At 65.3% G+C, this 24832-nt stretch carries 2 protein-coding genes; both read right to left on the minus strand.

The annotated features are described in order from the left end of the window. Positions 1-175 precede the first annotated feature (175 nt). Positions 176-11593, minus strand: a complete 11418-nt coding sequence (locus HX801_RS26195) for a non-ribosomal peptide synthetase (protein ID WP_177022992.1) — start codon at positions 11591-11593, stop codon at positions 176-178. Then, on the minus strand, positions 11590-24513 hold the full coding sequence (locus tag HX801_RS26200) for a non-ribosomal peptide synthetase (RefSeq protein ID WP_177022993.1): 12924 nt from the start codon (positions 24511-24513) through the stop codon (positions 11590-11592). Before HX801_RS26200 ends, HX801_RS26195 begins: the two co-directional genes overlap by 4 nt. Positions 24514-24832 lie beyond the last annotated feature (319 nt).

A 24832-nucleotide genomic window follows, 5' to 3' on the forward strand; every position in this document is an offset into this window, starting at 1 on the left:
TGGCCCGTCGCGGCGGCCCGCGCAAGCGTGCCGGAGTGCGGGCATGCCGAGCCTGGGCGAGGCACCGAGTGGTGGGGCAAAGACCTTTTGGTTACTTTTGGGGCGTTTGCCAAAAGTGACCCGCTGTAAGAGCGGAACCCTAAGTGGCCGTTACCGCAGCAACGGATATGTACACTCACGAAACCCGCTCCCCAATCACAACCCCATCCCGCCACCAAGCCGCCAAACTAAAGACGTTCGGCGCCTTGAGCAGCGAAAAATGATTCCCCGGCCCATACCAAACCTCCAACACCCCCACGCACCCGCGCCACCCCTCAACCATCAACCCCTGCTCCCGCTGATTCCCCGCCGCATCCAGGGTCGGGTCCTCCGCCAACACCAACCGCACCACCCCCTCATACCGCCGGGCAGGCCGATAAACCGTACGCAACGCCGACGCATACGTGCGCGCCGGCCCATCCATCGCCTCCACCGAAGACCGCGCAGGCAACAACCCAACCCCCACCATCCCCCCATGCAACAACCTTCGCTGCTCCACTTCATCGCGCCCGGCAAAATCCACCGCATCAATCCCCAGGGACTTACCCGAAGCCACCTGCATCGACTCAATCAGCCGCAACAACGCCGCCGTCGTGGTATAGGGTCGGCCCACCACCCCATTGCCCCCGGGCGCCTCGCTGTCGATCAACGTCAACGACGCCACCTCACGCCCCTGAGCCTGCAACCGCGTGGCCATCTCGAACACCACCCAACCGCCAAACGAATGCCCCACCAAATGCACTGGCCCCGAAGGACATTCCTGCTCCAGGGCCTGCAAATAACAGCGCGCCGCCGCCTCAACCTGGCTATGGGGCACCACCTCCCCATCCAGCCCACGGGGCTGCAAGCCAAAGATCGGCCAGTCCCGTCCCAACGCCTCGGTCAACCCTACAAACCCCGTCACGCTATCCCCCGCCCCCGGCACACAGAAGATCGGTGCCTGCCCGGCGCGACCACTCTGGATCCGCAACAACGGCTGATGCACCGCCACCGCCGGCGCCTCACTCAACGCCAGGGCCTCAACCATCGCCTGCCCCAGCGCCTGGATATGCGGTGCCTGCATCATGCTCTGGTGATCCCCCGGCACCTCAATGCGGCGCAATTGCCCCACGGCCAGTGCCTCATCCCATCCCAAATCCAGGCTGCGCCGCGAGAGTTCCGTCGGCCGCTCGGCGGCGCTGAACAAGTGCACCGCCAGCGGCATCGGGAACAGGCTGTAATGCGCCAACGCATGCCCATGCCCGACTTCCCGCTGGATAAAACTCAACAGGTCCGCGTCCGAAGCCGCCGCCATCTGCGCGTACAACAAATGCCGATCGCGGCAGCGTTGCAGCAAACCCGCAAAGTCCAGCTGTCCAATGTCCGCTTCCAGTTGCTCAAGGCTCGCCAACTCATCCACACCTCCCTGTGCCTTCCAATACGCCGTGCACTGCAACAGCAAATGCCGCTTGAGGGCATCCGGCCCGCTCCAGCGCGCCTTGCCCTGGTCGGTCATGCGCGGCACGTAGCTGTCGATCAACCCGAGGAATGCCACCGGTTCGTCCAGCCCCTGCAGTTGCATCGCCACTTCATAGGCCAACACCCCGCCGAACGACCAACCCGCCAGCCGATACGGCCCATGGGGCTGCACCGAGCGGATGATCCCCACCAGCCGCGCCGCCAGGCCTTCCATGGTCTGCAACTGCACCTCGCCAAGGGGCGTACCGGGCAGGCCATAGATCGGGTAGTCCCCCGGCAGGTGCCGGCCCAGCGCCGGGAAATACACGTCCATGCCGCTGAACTCATGCACCAGGAACAACGGCGGCTGGCTGCCGCTGGCGCGCACGGTGATCAGCGAGCTGTTGTCCTCCCGCGCCGTGCGCTGACCGAGCATCGAGGCGACCGAGGCCACGCTGGCGTGCTGGAACAGCTCGGCCAACGACACCTCAAGCCCCGCCTCTTCCATCAGGTTGACCAGCCGGATCGCCAGCAACGAATGGCCACCCAGTTCAAAGAAACTGTCATGCCGACCGACCTGCTCCAGCCGCAACACCTCGGCCCAGAGGCGTGCCAGGGTCTGTTCCAGCTCGTTCGCCGGCGCCTCGAACACGCGGCTCGCCGATGCCTCCAGCGCGGGCATCGGCAGGGCCTTGCGGTCGACCTTGCCGTTGGCTGTCAGGGGCATTTTTTCCAGCGGTACATAGGCCGATGGCACCATGTAGTCCGGCAGGTGCTGCAGCAGATGACTGCGCAACACTTCGATGGCCAGCGGCTCGCCGGTGTAGTACGCCACCAGGCGCTTGTCCCCCGGCGCATCTTCTCGTGCCAGCACCACCACATCCTTGATGCCGCTGCAGGTGGCCAGGCGTGCTTCGATCTCGCCCAACTCGATGCGGAAGCCGCGGATCTTCACCTGGTCGTCATTACGCCCGATGCACTCCAACAGTCCGTCCGCCGACCAGCGCCCAAGGTCGCCGGTGCGGTACAACAAGCCATCGCCAAACGGATCATCGACAAACTTCTCGGCCGTCAGCTCCGGCCGGTTCAGGTACCCCTTGGCCACGCCATGCCCGCCAATGCAGATTTCCCCGACCACGCCCAGCGGCACCGGCTGCAAGTGCGCATCCAGCAGGTGGATTTGCGTGTTGGCAATCGGCCTGCCAATCGGCACGCTTTCGGCATCGGCGGCGATGGCCTGCACTTCATGCGTGGTGGCGTAAGTGGTGGTTTCCGTCGGGCCGTAGCAATGCACCAGCCGCAGTGCCGGCGCCTGGGCCAGCAGGCTGCGGAACGCCGCCGGATCGGCCCGTTCGCCGCCGCACAACAGGATGCGCAGCCCGGCCAACGCGTCGGGAATCAATTGCACGTACTGGTTGAACAGCGCAGTGGTGACGAACAGGATCGTCGCCCCGCCCGCCTTCAGTGCCCGGCCAAACGCGCCGGGGTCGAGCAAGGTCGCATGGTCGATCACCAGCACCTGGCCGCCGTTGAGCAAGGGGCCCCACACGTCCATGGTGCTCGCGTCGAACGCCGGGTTGGAAGCGAACGCCACGCGGTCATGGGCGTTGAAATCGGCGTAGCCGTTATTGATCACCAGCCGCGTGATGCCCCGGTGCGGTACCAGCACACCTTTGGGGGTGCCGGTGGAACCGGAGGTGTACATGATGTACGCCACGCGCTCCGAGGACTGCGACAGGTCCGGGTTGTGGCTCGGTTGCGGGTCCAGCGCCAGGGTGTCGAGGTCGATACGTCGGGCCGGGTAAGCGACAGGCTCGCTGCTGTGGGTCAACAGCCACACCGCGCCACTGTCCTGCACCATAAAGGCCTGGCGCTCGGCCGGGGCGTTGATGTCCAGCGGCACGTAGGCCGCCGCGCATTTGAGGATTGCCAGTTGGCTGAGCAACAGGTCAATCGAGCGCGGCAACAGGATCGCCACATGGTCGCCGGGCTGCACGCCCAGGTTGCGCAGGTGGTGCGCCAACTGGTTGGCTCGGGTGTTCAGCGCGCCGTAACTCAGGGTGTGTTCACCATGCACCACTGCGATAGCACCCGGGCGTGCCTGCGCCTGGGCTTCGAACAAACGCTGCACCGTATGCTCGTGAGGGAATTCGCGCTGGGTGGCGTTGAATTCCATCCGCAGTTTTTCACGCTCCGCCGCCGGCAGAATCGACAGTTGGCTGATTGAGCCCCCTGCATTCTGTTCCAGGGCCTGCACCAGTTGCTCCAGGGCAACATGCAGGTACTCGCAGAGGCGTGGCGCGCCCTGCCCCATGGCGTCAAAGCCAAACCCGTCGCCCAGGTCATCGACACTCAGGGACAGCGCAAAGTTGGTACGTTCCTCGGCCTTGAGCACCTGAATGCCCTGCCACGCCTCGGCTACGCCGCCAGCGTGCGGGGCGCTGTGGCGATAGTTGAACAGCACGCTGAACAGCGGCGTATTGGCCGGCAGCCCGCTGCAACGCTGGGCCAGGGCCAGTGGCGCATGTTCGTGACTGAGCAACCGGGTCAGGCTTGCGTGGGTTGCCATCAGCGCTGCGTGCACCGTGCGCTCACCCAGGTCGACCCGCAGCGGCAAGGTGTTGATGAACACGCCCAAGGCACGTTCGGCGCCTTCGCCGCCTTGCAGCCGGCCCAGCAATACGGTGCCGAACACCACCTGCTCGCGGCCGGAAACCTTGCCCAGCACCTGCGCCCAGGCCAGGTGCATCAGGCTCGCAGCACTCACCCCAAGCTGCCGTGCCAGGGTGCGCAGGCGCCCGTTCAACAGCGGGTCGACGCGCAAATGTGCCTGTTGCGCTTCACCCGGTGCACTCAATGCCAGCGTCGGCTCATCGACCTCCCCGAGCATCTCGCGGAAGAACGCTTCGTGCTCTTCCTCGCGCATGCCCAACCGCGTCTGCGCCACATAATTGCGATACGGCACCGCCGCACCCAATTGCTCGCGCCGGCCGAGCAAGCACGCCTGCATCTCGTGCTGCAGCACCTCCAGCGCAACGTGGTCCATCACCAGATGATGGAACAGCAACAACGCAACCACCCGCTGGTTGGCCGGGTCCTCGGCGTATACCAGGCGCATCAGCGGTGCCTGAGCCAAGTTCAGCCGATGCTGTTCGAAGCGCGCCTGCAATTGCGCCAGCACATCGCCCGCCAGTTGAATCGGCTCAACCCGCAGCGAAGCCTGGCGCCACACCACCTGCACCGGTTCTTCCAGCCCGTCCCAGTGCATCGACGAGCGCAGGATATCCTGCCGCTCGATCACCGCCTGCAACGCCTGGGCAAACGCTTCAAGGCGCTCGACGCTGGCGAAGGCAAACTGCGCCTGTAACAGGTACGCGTCACCCTGTTGCACTGCGCGGTGGTGATACAGGATCCCGGCCTGCAACGGCGCCAGCGGGTAAATGTCCTGAACGTTGGCCGCGCCACCGGGAATGGTCGCGACAAGGCGGTCGATGGCGGGTTGCTTCAGGTTCACCAGCGGGAGCATGTCCGGGGTGATCCGCGTGCAATCCGCGGCAATCCCATTGGCCGGCACCACCACTTCGCGACCACCACCCACGGCAGCCGCCAAGGCTGCAAGGGTGGGTTGACCAAACAGCACTTTCACATCCGCCGACAACCCGACCCGACGCATGCGGCCGATCAGGCTGGCGGCCAGCAGCGAGTGGCCGCCCAGCTCGAAGAAATGGTCGTGCCGACCGACACGCTCCACCTTGAGCAAATCCGCCCACAGGCCGGCCAGGGTGATTTCGGTTTCCCCCACAGGCGCGACGTACTCCCGGGCGCTCACCGATTCCAGGCCCGGCGCCGGCAGTGCCTTGCGGTCGAGCTTGCCATTGGGACTCAGGGGCAAGGCGTCCAGGTGCATGAAGGTGGCCGGTACCATGTAGTCCGGCAGGTGTTCCAGCAAATGGCTGCGCAAAGCGTCGATTTGCGCCGGCACGCCGGTGTAGTAAGCCACCAGCCGTGAATCGCGGGCGACCACGGCGGCTTCGTTGATCTGCGGGTATTGCAGCAGTCGCGCCTGAATCTCACCCAGCTCGATGCGCAGCCCACGGATTTTCACCTGGTCATCGTTGCGGCCCAAATACTCGATAGTGCCGTCCGGCAGGTAGCGCCCGACGTCGCCGGTGCGGTACATCCGGCCCGCGCTGAACGGGTCCTTGAGGAAGCGCTCGGCCGTCAGCTCAGGACGGTGCAGGTAACCCCGCGCCACTTGCACACCGCCGATGAACAGCTCGCCCACCACACCCAATGGAACAGGCTGCAACTGCCCGTCCAGCAGGTACATGCGGGTGTTGGCAATCGGCTTGCCGATGGGGGTGTTGTCCGGCGTGACGGGCCCGGCACAATCCCACGCCGTCACGTCCACCGCCGCCTCGGTCGGGCCATAAAGGTTGTACAAACCGATGCCCGGCAACTGCTGCTTGAAACGGCGCACCAGGTTGCCGGGGAGCGCTTCACCACTGCACATCACCCGCACCAGCCCGACGCCCTGGCTGACGTCGCCGTGGGCCAGGAACACATCGAGCATCGATGGCACAAAGTGCAGCGTGGTGATCTGCTCCGCCTCGATCACCTCACACAGGTAGGCCGGGTCTTTATGCCCGCCAGGACGCGCCATCACCAACCGCGCGCCGGTGAACAGCGGCCAGAAGAACTCCCACACCGACACGTCGAAGCTGAACGGGGTTTTCTGCAACACCCTGTCCTGGGCAGTCAGTCCGTACTCGTCCTGCATCCACAGCAGGCGGTTGACCACGCCCGCGTGCTCGTTGATCACGCCTTTCGGTTGGCCGGTAGAACCCGAGGTGTAGATCACGTAGGCCTGATGCTGCGCGGTCAGCCCATCCACTCGTGGGTTGGACGTTGATTGGTGCTGCCAGGTGTTCCGGTCCAGGTCCACCAGCGGCACCGTGACGTCGCCCAGCAACGAACGGGTTTCGCCCTGCACCAGCACGGCGGCCGGGGCGCTGTCCTTGAGCATGTAGGCGATACGTTCCAGCGGATACGCCGGGTCCAGCGGCACATAACCGCCGCCCGCCTTGAGGATTGCGAACAGGCCAATGACCATCTCCAGGCCGCGCTCGACGCAAATTGCCACCCGCGAATCCGGCTGTACACCCAGCTCCCGCAGATGGTGCGCCAACTGATTGGCCCGTTCGTTCAGCTCGCGATAGCTCAGGCACTCCGAGCCTGCCTTCACCGCAAGCGCATCCGGCGTTCTCGCCACCTGGGCTTCGAACATACCGTGCAGCGTCTGGTCGAGGTTGTAATCCACTGTGGTGTTATTGAAGTCGAACAGCAGATGCTGGCGCTCCTGATCGTCCAGCAAGTCAGCCTGCTCCAGCACCGCCTGATCGTTATCCACCATGGCCTGTAGCACGCGGGTGAAATAGCCGACATAGCGTTGCATGGTCGACTCGTCGAACAACGCGATGGCGTATTCCAGGGTGCCGCGAATTTCGCCCCGGGTCTCGCCGAGGTTCAGGGACAGGTCGAACTTGGCAAAGTGACTGTCCTCCACAATGCCTTCAAGGCTCAGGTCGCCGAGGGCCAGCACCGGCGCGTCACTGTCCTGCCAGGTCAACATCGTCTGGAACAGCGGGCTATGGGCCAGGCTGCGCAATGGCCGGGTGATTTCCACCACCTGCTCAAACGGCAGATCCTGATGAGCCTGGGCGTCCAGCGCCAGCACCTTGACCCGCGCCAGCAGCGCCTCGGCGCTCAGTTCGCCCGAGGTATCAATGCGCACTGCCAGGGTGTTGACGAACAACCCGATCAGGCCTTCCACCTCGGCCCGCTGGCGGTTGGCGACTGGCGAGCCGATCACCACTTCCTCCTGCCCGGCCAAACGCGCGAGCAACGAGGCCCACGCCGTCATCATCACCATGTACAGCGTGGTACCGTGGCGTTGGCTGAGGGCCTTGAGCCCGGCGCTCAGGCGCTCATCCAGGTGCACCTCGACGCTGCTGCCGGCGTAGTCCTGCTGGGCCGGGCGTGGACGGTCGGTCGGCAACATCAGCAACGCCGGCGCACCGGCCAGGGTGTGTTGCCAGTAGCTGCTCTGGCGATGCAGCACTTCGCCGCTCAGCCACAGGCGCTGCCATACGGCAAAGTCGCTGTACTGGATCGGCAACGGCGGCAGTGGGTCAGCCTCACCGTGGCTGAACGCCTGGTACAGCGCCATCAGTTCGCGGGTCAGCACGCCCATGGACCAGCCATCGGACACAATGTGGTGGATAGTCAGCAGCAACACGTGGTGATCGTCGGCCATGATCACCAGGCGCCCGCGCAACAGCGGGCCGCGCTGCAAATCAAAAGGCGCCGAGGCTTCGCCCTGGATCAACGCGTCAAGCACCTGCTGTGCTTCGGGGTGGCGACGCAGGTCCTGGACTTGCAGGGGCATCACTTCTTCAGGCGGCACGATCAGCACCTGGGCGTCGTCATCCTGCTGGGCAAACCGGCTGCGCAAGGTCTCATGCCGCGCGACGATCCGCGCCAGGGCCCGTTGCAGCGCGTCGACGTGCAACTGCCCGCGCAGGCGCAGGCCGATGGGAATGTTGTAGGCGGTGTTGGCGCCCTCCATCAGCGCCAGGAACCACAGGCGTTGCTGGGCAAACGACAACGGCAACTCCGTGTCCCGCGCCGCCGGCAGGATATCCGGCAAGGTGCTGCGCCCGGCCTGGGCCACGACCTGCGCCACCGCCGCCAGTTCGGCATTGGCGAACAGTTCGCCCAGTGCCAGGTCGACCCCCAGTTGCTGGCGAACCTGGGACACCATGCGCATGGCCAGCAACGAATGGCCGCCCAACTCAAAGAAATGATCCTGGCGCCCAACACGTTCCACTTGCAACACATCGGCCCAGATCTGCGCGAGGACGGCTTCGATATCGCCATGAGGCGCCTCGTATTCGCGGGTGAAGACGGCGGCCAGGTCCGGCTTTGGCAGGGCCTTGCGGTCCAGTTTGCCGTTGGCAGTCAGGGGCAACGCATCGAGTTTCACGTAGGCCACCGGGACCATGTAGTCCGGCAGGTGCGACACCAGATGCGCGCGAATATCGCCCACATCGAGGGGATCGAGCTGCGGGTTTTCGGTGAAGTAAGCCACCAGCCGTGGCTGGCCCGGTTGGTCTTCACGGGACAGCACCACCACTTCCTGAAGGCCAGGCAGCTGGTTGAGGCGGGTTTCGATTTCCCCCAGTTCGATGCGCACACCGCGGATTTTCACCTGGTCGTCGTTGCGGCCCAGGTACTCGATATTTCCGTCCGGCAACCAGCGCGCCAGGTCGCCGGTGCGGTACATGCGGCCCGAATTGAATGGGTCATCCAGGAAACGTTCGGCGGTCATTTCCGGGCGATTGAGGTAACCCCGCGCCACGCCCTTGCCGCCCACATACAGTTCACCGGCAACCCCCAAGGGCACCGGGCGCTGCTGTTCGTCCAGCAGGTAAACCGTGGCATTGGAAATGGGCTTGCCGATGTGCAACGGCTGCCCGGGCTCGATCCGCCCGGAGGTCGCCACCACCGTGGCTTCGGTGGGGCCGTAGTTGTTGATCACCTCGAAACGCTGGGCCCGGGTGAACTGGCGCAGGCGGTCGCCGCCAATCAGCAAGGTGCGCAGGGTCGGGTGCTCGATGTTCTGGCTGAACGCATATTCGGCCACCGGCGTGGGCAGGAAACACACGTCCAGCGGTTGTGCGCGCCACCAGTCCAGCAGCGCGTCGATATCTTCGGCGCCGTCGTGGGCCGGCGGCAGGTGCAAGGTGGCCCCCACGCACAGTGCCGGCCAGACTTCCCAGGCCATCGCGTCAAAGCCAAACCCGGCAACGCTCGCGGTGTGGCGGCCTGCGCACAGGTCAAACGCGGTGCAGTGCCAGTCCACCAGGTTGGCCACGGTGTGATGTTCCACCATCACGCCCTTGGGCAGGCCGGTGGAGCCGGAGGTGTAGATCACGTAAGCCAGGTTGGACGGCGTGACAGCGACGTGCGGGTTGCTGGCCGTATGGTGATGCCAGGTAAAACGGTCCAGGTTGATCACCGGCACATCGAGCGCGGGCAGGCGCTCCAGCAATGCATGTTGGGTCAGTACCGCGACCGGGGCGCTGTCGCCGAGCAGGTAGCTCAGGCGCTCGGCCGGGTGCGACGGGTCCACCGGTACATAGCAGGCGCCGGACTTGAGGATCGCCAGCAACCCGGCCAGGGTGTCCAGCCCGCGCCGGGCAACGATGGCCACGCGATCGTCGGGTTTTACCCCCAGCGCCAGCAGGTGATGGGCCAGCAGGTTGGCTTGTTGATTCAACTCGGCGTAGGTCAGCTGGCGGCCTTGATACACCGCGGCCACCGCGTCCGGGGTCAGCAGGGTCTGGGCCTCGATACGCCCATGCAGGGTGGTGCCTTGGGGGAAGTCGATGGCTGTCGCGTTGAACTGCTCCAGCAAGTGCCGCTGCTCCGCCTCGGGCAACACCGACAAGCGATTCAAGGGTGTTTCGGGTGCCTGTTCCAGCGCCTGAACCAGGTTCCCCAGGGCAGTTTGCAGATAAGCGCACACCCGCTGCGGATCAACCTGGGCGCAGGCCAACAGGCTCAGGCTGAAGTCTTCGCCCAGGTCGTCGACGCTCAGGGTCAACGGGTAGTTGGTGCGTTCCTCGGAGCGCAACGCTTGAATACCCTGCCAGGCCGAGACCGCTTCGGCGCTCGCGCCGCCTGCGCTATGGCGGTAGTTGAGCAACGCGCTGAACAGCGGCGTCGGCGCCACTACACCGCTGCAACGCTGGGCCAGGGCCAGCGCCGCGTGTTCGTGACGCAGCAAGGTGGTCAGCCGGGCATGGGTCGCCTTGACCCCGGTGCGCACGTCTTCGGCGCCTACATCCACCCGCAATGGCAAGGTGTTGATAAAGATCCCCAGGGCACGGTCGGTGTCGTGGCTGCCCTGCATGCGGCCCATCAGCACCGTGCCGAACACCACCTGTTCCTTGCCCGCCAGCACTCCCAGCACCTGGGCCCAGCCCATGTGGAACAGGCTCGCGGCGCTGACGCCCAACTGCCGGGCCTGGGCGCGCAAGCGCCGGCTCAGCTCCGGGGCCAGCGGCAGGCTGATCTCCTGGATGTTGTCGCCGTCGCCCTGCACATCCTGCAGGCCGTAGGGCAAGGTCGGCTCGCTGATGTCGCCGAGCATCTGCCGGAAGAACCCTTCGTGCTCCTGCTCGCTGATGCCCAGGCGCGCCTGGGCGACATAGTTGCGAAACGGCACCGCCTGGCCCAGTTCAGCCGCCCTGCCCAGCAGGCAGGCTTGCATCTCGTGGCAGACCACTTCCAGCGCGCTGTGGTCCAGGGCCATGTGGTGGAACAACAGCATCGCCACCACCCGTTGGCCGGCTTCATCCCAGGCCCGCACCAGGCGCAGCAGCGGCGCGCGGGTCACGTCCATGCGGTAGTGGCGGCCATCGAACAGGCGATGCAACTGGGCGGCGATATCGCCGTCTGCCGGGTCCAGTTCAATCGCCTGCACCGGCAGGCGCGCCGTGCGCCAGACCACTTGCGACGGTTCTTCCAGGCCTTCCCACACCACGCCGGTCCGCAGGATGTCGTGACGGTCGATCACCTGTTGCAAGGCCAGGGCAAAGCCCTCGAAACGCTCAAGGCTGTCGAAGGCAAACAGCGACTGCATGATGTACGGGTCGCCGTGCTCGGCACTCACATGGTGGTAGAGGATGCCCTCCTGCAACGGTGCCAGCGGGTAGATGTCCTGCACATTGGCGACGCCACCCTCGACGGTCTCGAGGATACGGTCGATGGACGCCTGGCTGAGGGTCGACAGGCTCAGCATCTGCGGGGTAATCGAGGTAGCGCCCGGTGGAATGCCATTGGCCGGCACCTGCACCTCACCGGCCTTGGTGGCCGAGTACTCCCCGGCCTTGATCAGCTCGATCAGCGCCGGCTTGTGTTCGCGCAGCGAGGCCACCAGTGCCGCGTCGCTCAGGGCCTGCTTGTTGCCTTGCACCGACAACTGATCGCCCTTGAGCGCCAGTTGCACATCCTTGGCCTTGAGTGTCGCCAACAGTTCGATGATGCTCACAGGACGATCTCCATTCGTTCGGTAATTGCGGCGTAGCCGGCCAGGGTCGGCTGTTCGAACAGGCCCCGCACATCGGCTTCCATGCCTTCCTGACGCAAGCGTCCGATCAGACTGACGGCCAGCAACGAGTGCCCGCCCAGCTCGAAAAAGTTGTCGTGTCGCCCGACCCGCTCCACCTTCAGCAGCTCGGTCCACAGCCGCGCCAGGGTGATTTCGGTAGCGCCCACCGGGGCCTCGTACTCGCGCACGATCAGTGATTCCACACCCGGCGTCGGCAAGGCCTTGCGGTCGAGCTTGCCGTTGGGGCTCAGGGGCAGAGCGTCCAGATACACGAATACCGCAGGCACCATGAAGTCCGGCAAACGCGCCAGCAGGTGCGTCCGCAGTTGTTCGATATCGGCTGGCACGCCGGTGTAGTAGGCCACCAGGCGTTCGTCGCGGGCCAACACGGCCGCTTCCTTCACCTGTGGGTACTCGGTCAGCCGCGCCTGGATTTCTCCGAGTTCAATACGCAGGCCACGGATTTTTACCTGGTCATCATTGCGGCCCAGGTACTCGATATTGCCATCCGGCAGGTAGCGCCCGACGTCACCGGTGCGGTACATCCGGCCTGGGTTGAACGGGTCCTTGAGGAAGCGCTCGGCCGTCAGTTCGGGACGGTGCAGGTAACCGCGAGCCACTTGCACACCGGCGATAAACAGCTCGCCCACCACGCCCAGCGGCACCGGTTGCAACCGGGCATCCAGCAGGTACATGCGGGTGTTGGCAATCGGCTTGCCGATAGGCGTGTTGTCCGGCACCACGGGCCTGGCGCAGTTCCAGGCGGTCACGTCCACCGCGGCTTCCGTCGGGCCATAGAGGTTGTACAAACCGATGCCGGGCAATTGCTGCTTGAAGCGCCGCACCAGGCCGCCGGGCAAGGCTTCGCCGCTGCACATCACCCGCAGCAGCCCGGCGCCCTGGCTGACATCACCGTGGGCCAGGAACACATCGAGCATCGACGGCACGAAGTGCAAGGTGGTGATCTGTTCTGCCGCGATCACCTCGCACAGGTAAGCCGGCTCCTTGTGCCCGCCGGGGCGTGCCATGACCAGCCGCGCACCGGTGAACAGGGGCCAGAAGAACTCCCACACCGACACATCGAAGCTGAACGGGGTTTTCTGCAGTACCGCATCAGTGGCGTTCAGGCCGTAGGCGTCCTGCATCCACAACAAGCGGTTGACCACACCCGCGTGCTCGTTGATCACGCCCTTGGGTTGGCCGGTGGAGCCGGAGGTGTAGATCACGTAGGCCTGGTGCTGCGCGGTCAACCCGGGAACCTGTGGGTTGGACACCGGCTGGTGCGCCCAGGTGTTCTGGTCAAGATCCACCACCGGCACCGTCACGTCGCCCAGCAACGAACGGGTAGCGCCCTGCACCAGCAGCGCCGCGGGCTGGCTGTCTTGCAGCATGTAGGCGAGGCGATCCAGCGGGTACGCCGGGTCCAGCGGCACATAACCACCACCGGCCTTGAGGATCGCAAACAGACCGATGACCATCTCCAGACCACGCTCGACGCAAATCGCCACCCGCGAATCCGGCTGCACGCCCAGTTCCCGCAGGTGGTGCGCCAGTTGGTTGGCGCGCTGGTTCAGCTCGGCATAGGTCAGGCATTGCTCACCCGCCTTCACCGCCAATGCATCCGGCGTGCGCTCGACCTGGGCCTCGAACAGGCCGTGCAGGGTCTGCGCCAGGTCGTAGTCAACCTCGGTGGCATTGAAATCAAACAGCAGTTGCTGACGCTCTGCATCCCCCAGGATCGGCAGGCGGTCAAGGGCCTGGTGCGGCGCGTGCTCCAGGGCCTCCACCAACTGGGTCAACGCCATCTGCATATAACCGCAGACCCGTTGTGCGCCTACCTGGGCCGGGGTCAACGCGGTGAAGTCATAACCATCACCCAGGTCATCGACGTTCAGGGTCAACGGATAGTTGGTGCGCCCGTCATTGGTCAGGGTCTGCATGCCTTCCCAGGCGTGCTGCGCGTCCTGTGAACGGGTGGCGCCGCCCCGGTGGCGATAATTGAGCATCGAGCTGAACAGCGGCAGCGGCGCCGCCACCCCGCTGCAACGCTGGGCCAGGGCCAGGGAAGCATGTTCATGGCCCAGCAGCGCGGTGAGCCGGGCATGGGTGCTGCGCACGCTGTCGCGCACGCCTTGCCCGTCGATATCCAGGCGCAATGGCAGGGTGTTGATGAACACGCCAAGGGCCCGGTCCGCGCCCTCGCCGCCCTGCATCCGGCCGACCAGCACCGTGCCAAACACCACATTCGGCTTGCCCGACGTCACCGCCAACACCTGCGCCCATGCCAGGTGGAACAGGCTCGCGGCGCTCACGCCCAGCAGGCGTGCCTGGGCCCTGAGGCGCCGGCTGACGGCAGCGTCCAGGTGATGCGTGAATTCTTCGATATCCCGACCATCGCCCTGCACATCCTGCAAGCCAAACGGCAGCGTTGGCTCATGGATATCGCCAAGCATCTCGCGGAAGAATCCTTCATGTTCCTGCTCGCTGACACCCAGTCGCGCCTGCGCCACGTAGTTGCGATAAGGCATCGGCGCGGACTGCGGTGCGGGGTGCCCCAGCAGGTAGCCCTGCATTTCCCGCAGCACCACGTCGAACGCGGTGTGGTCCAGCACGATGTGGTGATACAGCAGCACCGCCACCACCCGCTGATTGGCCGGGTCGTTGGCGTACATCAGGCGGATCAGCGGCGCCTGAGCGATGTCCAGCCGGTAGCGCCGGGCGTCGAAACGCTGATGCAGGCCGGCCAGCACATCACCGTCCAGATGCAGCGCTTCGACCGTCAATCGAGCCTTGCGCCACACCACTTGCACCGGCTGCGCCAAGCCTTCCCAGACCACACCGGTCCGCAGGATGTCGTGGCGGTCGATCACCTGCTGCAAGGCCTGGGCGAAGCTGTCCAGGCGCGCCTGGGTATCGAATGCCAGGTGCGATTGCAGCAGGTACGGATCGCCCTGCTCCGCCGTGATGTAGTGGTAAAGAATGCCTTCCTGTAACGGTGCCAGCGGGTAAATATCCTGCACATTGGCGGCGCCACCCGGCACGCTGGCGACGATCTGGTCGATCATCGGCTGATCCAGCTCCACCAATGGCAGCATCGAGGGCGTGATGCGCGGGCAATCGGCGGCGATGGCATTCACCGGCACCACCACTTCCCGGCCACTGCCCACTGCCGCTGCCAATGCCGCCAGCGTCGGCTGGCTGAACAGCACCCGCACATCGGCGCTGAGGCCGGCCTGGCGCATGCGCTCGATCAGGCTTACCGCCAGCAAGGAATGGCCGCCCAGCTCGAAGAAGTGGTCATGGCGGCCCACTTGCTCCACCTGCAACACCTCGGCCCAGATCCGCGCCAGGGTGGTCTCGACTTCGCCGCGTGGGGCTTCATATTCCCGGCTGAGCACGGCGGCCTGATCCGGTGCCGGCAGCGCCTTGCGGTCAAGCTTGCCGTTGGCGGTCAACGGCCAGCTGTCGAGTTTGACGTAGGCCACCGGCACCATGGCCTCGGGCAGTTGGCTGTGCAGCTCGGCGCGCAGGGTTTCGATAACCAGCGGTTTTTGTTCGGTGAACCAGGCCACCAGGCGGCCGCCGCGCACCAGCACCACGGCTTCCTTGACGCCGTCGACGGCGGCCAGGCGGGTTTCGATTTCTCCCAGCTCGACGCGCACGCCCCGGACTTTTACCTGGTCGTCGTTGCGGCCCAGATATTCAATGTTGCCATCCGGCAGCCAGCGCGCCAGGTCGCCGGTGCGGTACATGCGGCCCGGGTTGAACGGGTCATCGAGGAATCGCTCGGCGGTCAGGTCCGGGCGATTCAGGTAGCCGCGGGCCACGCCGCGGCCGCCTACATACAGCTCACCGGCCACACCCACCGGCACCGGCCGTTGTTGTGCATCCAGCAAGTACACCGTGGCATTGGCCATCGGCTTGCCGATATGCAGCGGCTGGCCGGCGCGCACCCGGCCAGAGGTGGCGACCACCGTGGCTTCGGTGGGGCCGTAGTTGTTGATCACCGCGAAACGTCGCTCATGGCTGAACTGGCGCAGGCGATCACCGCCGATCAACAGGGTGCGCAGGCTTGGGTGCTCAAGGTCCTGGCTGAACGCGTACTCGGCCACCGGGGTGGGCAGGAAGCTCACGTCCAGCGGCTGGGCCAGCCACCAGGCCAGCAGTTCGTCGATGTTTTCATTGCCGACATGGGCCGGTGGCAGGTGCAAGGTCGCCCCCACGCACAATGCCGGCCAGACTTCCCAGGCCATGGCATCGAAACCGAAGCCGGCCACGCTGCTGGTGTGGCTGCCGGCCTGCAGGTCGAAGGCTTCACAGTGCCAATGCACCAGGTTTTCCACGGTGCGGTGTTCCACCATCACGCCTTTGGGCTGGCCGGTGGAGCCGGAGGTGTAGATCACATAGGCGAGGTTCGCCGGGGTCAGGCTGGCGACGTGGGGATTGGTGCCGTCGGGATAGGCGCCATGCAGATCGACGATGGCGATATCACCGAGCACGCCACGGGTGCTCTCTTCGGCCAGGACCGCGACCGGTGCGCTGTCTTGCAGCAGGTAAGCGATGCGCTCGGCCGGATAGGCCGGGTCTACCGGGACGTAGGCCGCGCCCGCCTTGAGAATCGCCAGCAGGCCCGCCAGCATCTGCGGGCCGCGTCGGCAGCAGATCGCCACACGGTCGTCGGGCTGTACGCCCAGCGCCAGCAAGTGATGGGCCAATTGGTTGGCGCGTTGGTTGAGCTGTTGGTACGTCAGGTGCTGGCCGTCCTGGCTCACTGCAATCGCCTGCGGCAGGCGCAGGGCCTGGGCTTCGAAAGCGCCGTGCAGGGTCTGCCCTTGCGGGTAGTCGCGGGCGGTGGCGTTGAAGCTGCGCAGCAGGTGTTCGCGTTCGCGGGCAGGCAGTACCGGCAACTGATGCAGCGGCGTTTGCGGCGCGTGCTCAAGGGCCTCCACCAGTTGCTCCAGCGCACTGTGCATGGAGTCGCACAGGCGCTGCGCGCCGATGGATTCCAGCGCCAGTACCGTCAGGCCGAAGCCTGTGCCAAGGTCGTCCACACTCAGGGTCAGCGGGTAGTTGCTGCGCTCTTCGCCGCCGAGCAACTGCACGCCTTCCCAGATACCGTGGCCGTCGCGGGCCATTTCGCCCGGGGTGCTGTGGCGGTAGTTGAGCAAGGCACTGAACAACGGCATCGAGGTCGGCACGCCGCTGCACCGCTGGGCCAGCGCCAGGGACGCATGCTCATGGCCCAGCAAGGCACTGAGCCGGGCGTGGGTCGCCTTGACGCCGGCACGTACCGCGCCGGCACCCACCTCCACCCGCAGCGGCAAGGTGTTGATGAACATACCCAATGCCCGGTCGGCACCTTCGCCGGCTTGCATGCGGCCCATCAATACGGTGCCGAACACCACGTCCTGACGGCCCGACACCAGCCCGAGGACCTGGGCCCACGCGAGGTGCATCAGGCTCGCAGCGCTGACCCCCAGTTGCCGCGCCTGTTCACGAACCCGCAGCGCCAGCCCTGCATCGACGGGCAATTCGGCCTCTTCGATATCCCGGCCATCGCCCTGCACATCCTGCACGCCGAAGGGCAGCGTGGGCTCGTCGACATCGGCGAGCATTTCGCGGAAGAACTGCTCGTGTTCCTGGGCGCTGACACCCAGGCGAGCCTGGGCCACGTAGTGACGGAACGGTGCCGCGGCCGGCAAGTCATCGGCCTGGTTGAACAGGAACGCCCGCATTTCCTGGCCGACCACTTCCATGGCGGTGTGGTCCAGTGCCAGGTGATGGAACAGCAGGATCGCCGCGACCCGCTGGTTGGCCGGGTCCTGCGCATACACCATGCGCAGCAGCGGCGCCTGGGTGATATCCAGGCGATAGTGGCGGGCATCAAAACGCGCGTGCAGTTGTTCGATCACATCACCATCGGCCGGGTCCAGCGGGATGTTCTGCACCACCAGTTCGGCCTGGCGCCACACCACTTGCACCGGGCTGTCCAAGCCTTCCCACACCACGCTGGTGCGCAGGATATCGTGGCGCGCCACGACCTTTTGCAGCGCGCCCATGAAGGCCTGCAAACGCTCGACGCTGTCAAACGCCATGCGCGATTGCAGCAGGTAGGGGTCGCCCTGTTCGGCGCTGATGTGGTGGTAGAGGATGCCTTCCTGCAACGGCGCCAGCGGGTAGATATCCTGCACGTTGGCCGCACCGCCGGGCACCGTCGCCACGATGCGGTCGATGGCCGGCTGGTCCAGCTTGACCAGGGTCAGCATCGACGGCGCGATGTGCTCGCAGCCCGGCGCAATGCCGTTGGCCGGCACCACGATTTCCCGGCCACTGCCCACCGCCGCCGCCAGCGCCGCCAGGCTTGGCTGGTTGAACAGCACCCGCACATCGGCGCTCAGGCCCGCCTGGCGCATGCGTTCGATCAGGCTCACCGCCAGCAACGAATGGCCACCGAGTTCAAAGAAGTGGTCATAGCGCCCGACACGCTCGACCTTCAGCACGTCCTGCCAGATCTGCGCCAGCAGGGTCTCCACCTCGCCCTCCGGGGCTTCGAAACCACGGCTGAGCAGCGCCGCCTGATCCGGCGCAGGCAGGCCCTTGCGGTCCAGCTTGCCATTCGCGGTCAGCGGCAACAGTTCCAGCCAGACATAGGCCGACGGCACCATGTAGTCCGGCAGCCGGCTTTGCAGGTGCGCACGCAACGCTTCAATGCCCAGCGGCGCCTGGGCGGTGTAGTAAGCCACCAGGCGCTTGTCGCCTGACTCATCTTCACGGGCCAGCACCACCGTGTCTTTGACGCCGGAAACGCTGGCGAGGCAGCTTTCGATTTCACCCGGCTCGATACGGAAACCACGGATTTTCAACTGATGGTCATTGCGGCCCTGGTACAGCAAGGTGCCGCCCGCCTGCCAGCTCGCCAGGTCGCCGGTGCGGTACAGCAGCCCATCGCCGAACGGGTCGACGATAAATTTCTCGGCGGTCAATTGCGGCTGGTTCAGGTAACCCTTGGCCACACCCGCGCCACCGATGTACAGCTCGCCAACCACGCCCAGCGCCACCGGCTGCTGCCGTGCATCCAGCACGTAGGCACGGCTGTTGCCAATCGGTCGACCAATCGGAATACCGCCCTCACCCACCGACTTGATCTCGAAGGTGGTGGAAAACGTCGTGGCTTCGGTGGGGCCATAGCCATTCAGCAGGTGCTGCGGCGCGCCGTGCTCAAGCACCCGGGCGATCACCTGCGGGTCGAGCACATCGCCGCCGACGATCAGGTAGCGCAGTTGCCGGAACATCGGCATCAACCCGTCGGCGTACTGATGGAACAGCCCGGCGGTCATCCACAACACGCTGACGGATTGCTCCTGCAACAGGGCGCCAAACGCGGCCTGGGAAAGCAACGTGGCATGCTCGACCACCACCACGCAGCCGCCGTTGAGCAACGGCGCCCACACATCGAGGGTGCTGGCGTCGAACGCCGGGTTCGAGGCGAAGGCCACCCGGTCGCGGTGATTGAAGTCGGCGTAGCCGTTGTTGACCACCAATCGAGAGACGGCGCGATGGGGCACCTGCACGCCCTTGGGCGCGCCGGTTGAGCCGGAGGTGTACATGATGTACGCCACGCTTTCGGCAGACTGGGACAGGTTCGGATTATGGGCCGGCTGATTGTCGAGGTTCAGCCCGTCGAGATCACGCAGCACCTGCCCGGCGTGACTGTCCTGCACCATGAACGCCTGGCGTTCGTCCGGCGCATTGATGTCCAGCGGCACGTACACCGCCGCGCACTTGAGGATGGCCAGTTGGCTGACCAGCAGGTCGATGGAACGTGGCAGCGCGATGGCCACGCTGTCGCCCGGTTTTACACCCTGGTCGATCAAATAGTGGGCCAGGCGATTGGCCCGCAGGTTGAGTTCGCGGTACGTCAGCGACACGTCGCCGTGCACCACCGCCAGCGCGTCGGGGCTGGTCAGGACGCTGGCTTCGAAGATCCCGTGCACGGTGTGCGCAGCCGGGTAGGCGCGAGCAGTGGCGTTGAAATCCACCAGCACTTGATGCCGCTCGGCGGCTGGCAGGATCGACACTTGATGCAGCGGTGTGGTCGGCGCCTGTTGCAGTGCCGTGACCAGGTTGCGCAAGGCGCTGAGCATGTAGTCGCCGACGCGCTGCACATCCACCTCCGCCACGCCTTGCACGGTCAAGGCAAAGCCTGCGCCGAGGTCGTCGACGTTCAGCACCAGCGGGTAGTTGCTGCGCTCCTCGGAACTGAGGATTTCGATCCCGGCGTCGGCAAACGGGCTGGCGCCCGGCGCTTCACCCGGCGCGCTGTGGCGGTAGTTGAGCAAGGTGCTGAACAATGGCAGCGCACCGGACACGCCACTGCAACGCTGGGCCAGGGACAAGGACGCATGTTCATGCCCCAGCAACTGTGCCAGCCGCGCATGGGTGGCGCGCACGCCAGCCTGCACGCCCACCGCGCCGACACTGACCCGCAACGGCAAGGTATTGATGAACATTCCCAGCGCCCGGTCGGCGCCCTCGCCGCCGTGCAGCCGGCCCAGCAGCACGGTGCCGAAGACCACGTCGTCCTGGCCCGAGATCTGGCCGAGGACCTGGGCCCATGCCAGATGCACCAGGCTTGCGGCACTCACCCCCAGTTGCCGGGCCTGCTCGCGAAGGCCCAGGCTGAGGGCCGGTTCCAATGCCACGTGCGCTTCGCGCACACCGCTGCCGTCGCGGTTCACGTCCTGCAAGCCGAAGGCCAGGGTCGGCTCGTCGATGTCGCCGAGCATTTCGCTGAAGAATGCCTCATGCTGCGCAGCGCTCACACCGAGGCGCGCCTGGGCCACGTAGTTGCGGTACTGCACGGCGTCGGGCAGCAAGCCGGTTTCGCCTGCAAGGCTCGCGCTCATTTCCTCCACCAGCACCTGCAACGCGGTGTGGTCCAGCAGGATGTGGTGCAGCAGCAGGATGCCGACGTAACGGCCGTGATCCTCGGCGTAGGCAAACCGCATCAACGAGGCGCGGGACAGGTCGAGGCGGTAGTGGCGTGGGTCGAAGCGTTCCTGCAGTTGCGCCAATACGGCGCTGGAAGGATCGGCTTCAACCTGCTCAACCACCAGCAGCGCCTGGCGCAAGACCACCTGCACCGGCTCGTCCAGGCCTTCCCAGACAATCCCGGTACGCAGGATATCGTTGCGCTCGATCACACTTTGCAGCGCACGGATAAACGCCTCGACCGGCTCATGGCCGCTGAAGCTGAACTGCACCTGCAACACGTAGGGATCGCCTTCGGTGGTTGCCAGGTGGTGGTAGAGGATGCCGGCCTGCAACGGGGCCAGGCCGTAGATATCCTGTACGTTGGCGATGCCGCCGGGGACACTGGCGATGATATGGTCGATGGCCTGCTGGTCGAGATTCACCAGCGGCAGCATGTCCGGGGTGATGTGCCGCGTCGCTTCGCCGATCAGGTTGGCCGGGACCTGCACTTCATGTTGCCCGCCCACCGCAGCGGCCAGCGCAGCCAGGGTCGGCTGGCCGAACAGCACCCGCACATCGGCGCTCAGCTCGAGCTGGCGCATGCGCTCGATCAGCTTGACCGCCAGCAACGAATGGCCGCCCAGCTCGAAAAAGTTGTCCTGGCGCCCGACCCGGTCGACCTTGAGCAGGTCTTGCCAGAGATTCGCGATCGCGGTTTCCACCGCGCCTTGTGGCGCTTCATAACCACGACGGGCCAGGGCATCGGCGTCCGGTGCCGGCAAGGCCTTGCGGTCGAGCTTGCCGTTGGTGGTAAGCGGGAACGCGTCGAGCAGCACAAAGGCGCTGGGCACCATGTACTCGGCGAGGGACAGCAGCAGGTGGTCACGCAGCTCAGCGGCAGTGGGCGTGTGTTCAGGCTGGGCAATCACGTAGGCCACCAGGCGCTTGTCGCCCGGTTCGTCTTCGCGGGCAATCACCACGGCTTCGCGCACACCTTCGCAGGTGGCCAGGCGTGCTTCGATTTCCCCCAGTTCGATACGGAAACCGCGAATCTTCACCTGGTCGTCGTTGCGCCCCAGGTACTCGACACTGCCGTCGGCCAGCATCCGGCCGAGGTCACCGGTCTTGTACAGGCGCAGGCCGGTTGCGGGATCCGTCAGAAAACGTTCGGCCGTCAGCTCATCGCGGTTGAGATAACCCCGCGCCACGCCGGCACCGCCGACGTACAACTCCCCGACTACGCCGCTCGGCACCGGTTCGCGGCGGGCGTCCAGCACATACAGTTGCAAGTCGGGAATGCGCACGCCAATCGGGCTCACGCCCACCCGCTGTGCATCCGCCGCCTCCAGGGCACGGTAGGTCACATGCACGGTGGTTTCGGTGATGCCATACATGTTGACCAACCGCGTACCAGCGTTGGTCACCCGGGCGTACCACGGCTTGAGAATCCCCGGTTCCAGGGCTTCACCGCCGAAGATCACCTGGCGCAGCGAGTGCAGTTGCTGGCTGCGGCCCTGTGCCGCGATCAACTGGCGGAACGCGCTCGGCGTCTGGTTGAGAATACTGACGCCGGCTTCGCACAGCAGTGCGTAACACTCGTCCGGCGAGCGGCTGACCAGCTGCGGCACCACCAGCAACTGCCCGCCATGCATCAGCGCGCCCCAGATCTCCCACACGGAGAAGTCGAAGGCAAACGAGTGGAACAGCGCCCAGGTGTCATTGGCGTTGAACTTGAACCAATGCTCGGTGGCGCTGAACAGTCGCGCGACGTTGCGGTGTTCGATCATCACGCCCTTGGGCAGGCCGGTGGAGCCGGAGGTGTAGATCACATAGGCAAGGCTGGACGCGCTGATTGCAACGTTGGGGTTGACGATGGGCTCGTGCTGCAGGCTGTTGAGGTCGATCGACGTGACGTCGCCCACCAGGTGGCGGGTGTCGTCCTGCACCAGCACCGCCAGCGGCGCGCTGTCTTTCAGGGTGTAGGCGATACGGTCCAGCGGGTAGGCAGGATCGATCGGCACATAACCCGCCCCAGCCTTGAGAATCCCCAGCAGGCCAATGATCATTTCCAGCCCGCGTTCGACACAGATCGCCACCCGGTCATCGGGGCGGATGCCATGCTTGAGCAGGCAATGCGCAACCTGGTTGGCGCGCTCGTTCAGCTCGCGGTAGCTCAGGTGTTCGTGTTCAAAGCGCAGCGCGATGGCTTCGGGATGGCTGGCGGCATGAGCTTCGACTTGCTGGTGGATCAGGGCTGAATCGGCGTAGTGCTGGGTGCTGGCGTTAAGGCCATGCAGCAGATGCTGGCGTTCGGCGGCAGGCAGGATGCCCAGGTTGTGCAACGGTGCATCTGGCGTTTGTTCCAGGGCCAGCACCAGGTTTTCCAGGGCGGTGTGCAGGTAACCGGCAATGCGCGTCGCGCCGATGGAGGCGTCCACCATCACGGTAAAGGCAAAGCCTTCGCCCAGGTCATCGACGTTGACCGTCAGCGGGTAGTTGGTGCGTTCTTCGGCGCCCAACACCTGGATGCCTTCGGCGATGTTGATCACCGCCTGGGTGTCCGAGGCATCGCTGTGACGGTAATTGAGGATGGCACTGAACAACGGCGTGGGTGCGGCCACACCGCTGCAACGCTGGGCCAGGGCCAGGGAGGCGTGTTCGTGATCGAGCAATTCGGTCAGGCGTTTATGGGTGGTTTGTACGCCCTCGCGCACGCTTTGTTCGCCTACATCTACCCGTAGCGGCAGGGTGTTGATGAACATGCCCAGGGCCTGGTCGGAGCCCTCGCCTGCGCCCATGCGGCCGAGCATCACGCTGCCAAATACCACGGCTTCGCGAGCCGAGACCTTGCCCAGCACCTGGGCCAGCGCCAGGTGCATCACACTGGCGGGACTGACACCCAACGGTCTCGCCTGGGCCCTTAGACGGCGACTTAGATCGCCGTCGACGGCAATGCGGGTTTCGTCGATGCCATGCCCGTCACCCTGCACATCCTGCAGGCCGAACGGCAGGGTTGGCTCGTCGATATCGGCGAGCATCTCGCGGAAGAACGCTTCGTGAGCCTGTTCGCTGACGCCATGGCGGACCTGGGCGATGTAGTTGCGAAACGGCACCGGTGCACTGGCGTGTTCGGTCTGGCCGGCGAGGTGCAGCTGGATCTCCCGGCGCACTACGTCGAGGGCGGTGTGGTCGAGGATGGTGTGGTGGAACAGCAGCATGGCGACCACACGCTGGTTGCGCGGGTCTTCGGCGAACACCAGGCGCAGCAGCGGGGCCTGGCCGAGGTCCATGCGGTAGTTGCGGGCGTCGTAGAGGGCTTGCAGTTGGGTCAGTACATCGCCGTCGAGGCGGGCTTCTTCGCAGGCCAGCGAGGCCTTGCGCCAGACGACTTGCAGGGGTTCGTCGAGGCGATCCCAGGCCATCGAGGTGCGCAGGATATCGTGGCGGTCGATGACCCATTGCAAGGCCTGGGCGAAGGTTTCAAGACGGGCGCGGCTGTCGAACACGAACTGCGCGTGCAGCACGTAGGGGTCGCCCTGGTGGGCTGACAGGTGGTGGTAGAGCATGCCTTCCTGGAGGGGCGCCAAGGGGTAGATATCCTGCACATTCGCCGCCCCGCCGGGGATCGCGGCGACGATGCGGTCGATGGCGGGTTGGTCGAGGTTGACCAGGGGCAGCATGTCCGGGGTGATGCGATAGGCCGGGCTGAGCCAGTCGCCGCCGTGTTGGGCGACGAGGTCGAGCAGTTGGGGTTTGTGGGCGATCAGTTGGTCCCATAGGGCGTCATCCAGCGCGTCGTCGTCACCCAGGATGATCAGGTCGCCTTCGTCCATTTGCAGGCGGATCGGGTGGGTGGAAAGAGCTGCCAGTAATTTGCTGAACTGCATGGGGTAACCTGCTTTTTTGAGTCGGATACGGTTGAGGAGAAAGTCCGTTTTCAGCTGTCGCGTAAGTGCCTGGGAGGCCCGGTTTAAAGCGCGGGCGCAGTCGTGGGCCGGGAGGCTTCCCGCAGGGTTGGGAAATTAGAGGATTCGGGGGGTGGGGGGTGACATGGGAAGCGGGGACAAAGCGGCTGGCGTGGGGGAACTTTCGTATTTGTTGGATGGGGGGCATATCCGTTATTTGGGTGATGGCTTCGATTGGTTCCGCTCTTACAGCGGCTCACTTTTGAAGAGCGCAAAAGTAAGCAAAACGCTCTTGCCCCAC

This window comes from Pseudomonas sp. G1002 (assembly GCF_013385455.1).
GTDB lineage: Bacteria > Pseudomonadota > Gammaproteobacteria > Pseudomonadales > Pseudomonadaceae > Aquipseudomonas.

Coding starts and splice junctions, on each gene's coding strand:
- HX801_RS26200 (WP_177022993.1), bottom strand. CDS start 24,513: ATGCAGTTCAGCAAATTACTGGCAGCTCTTTCCACCCACCCGATCCGC.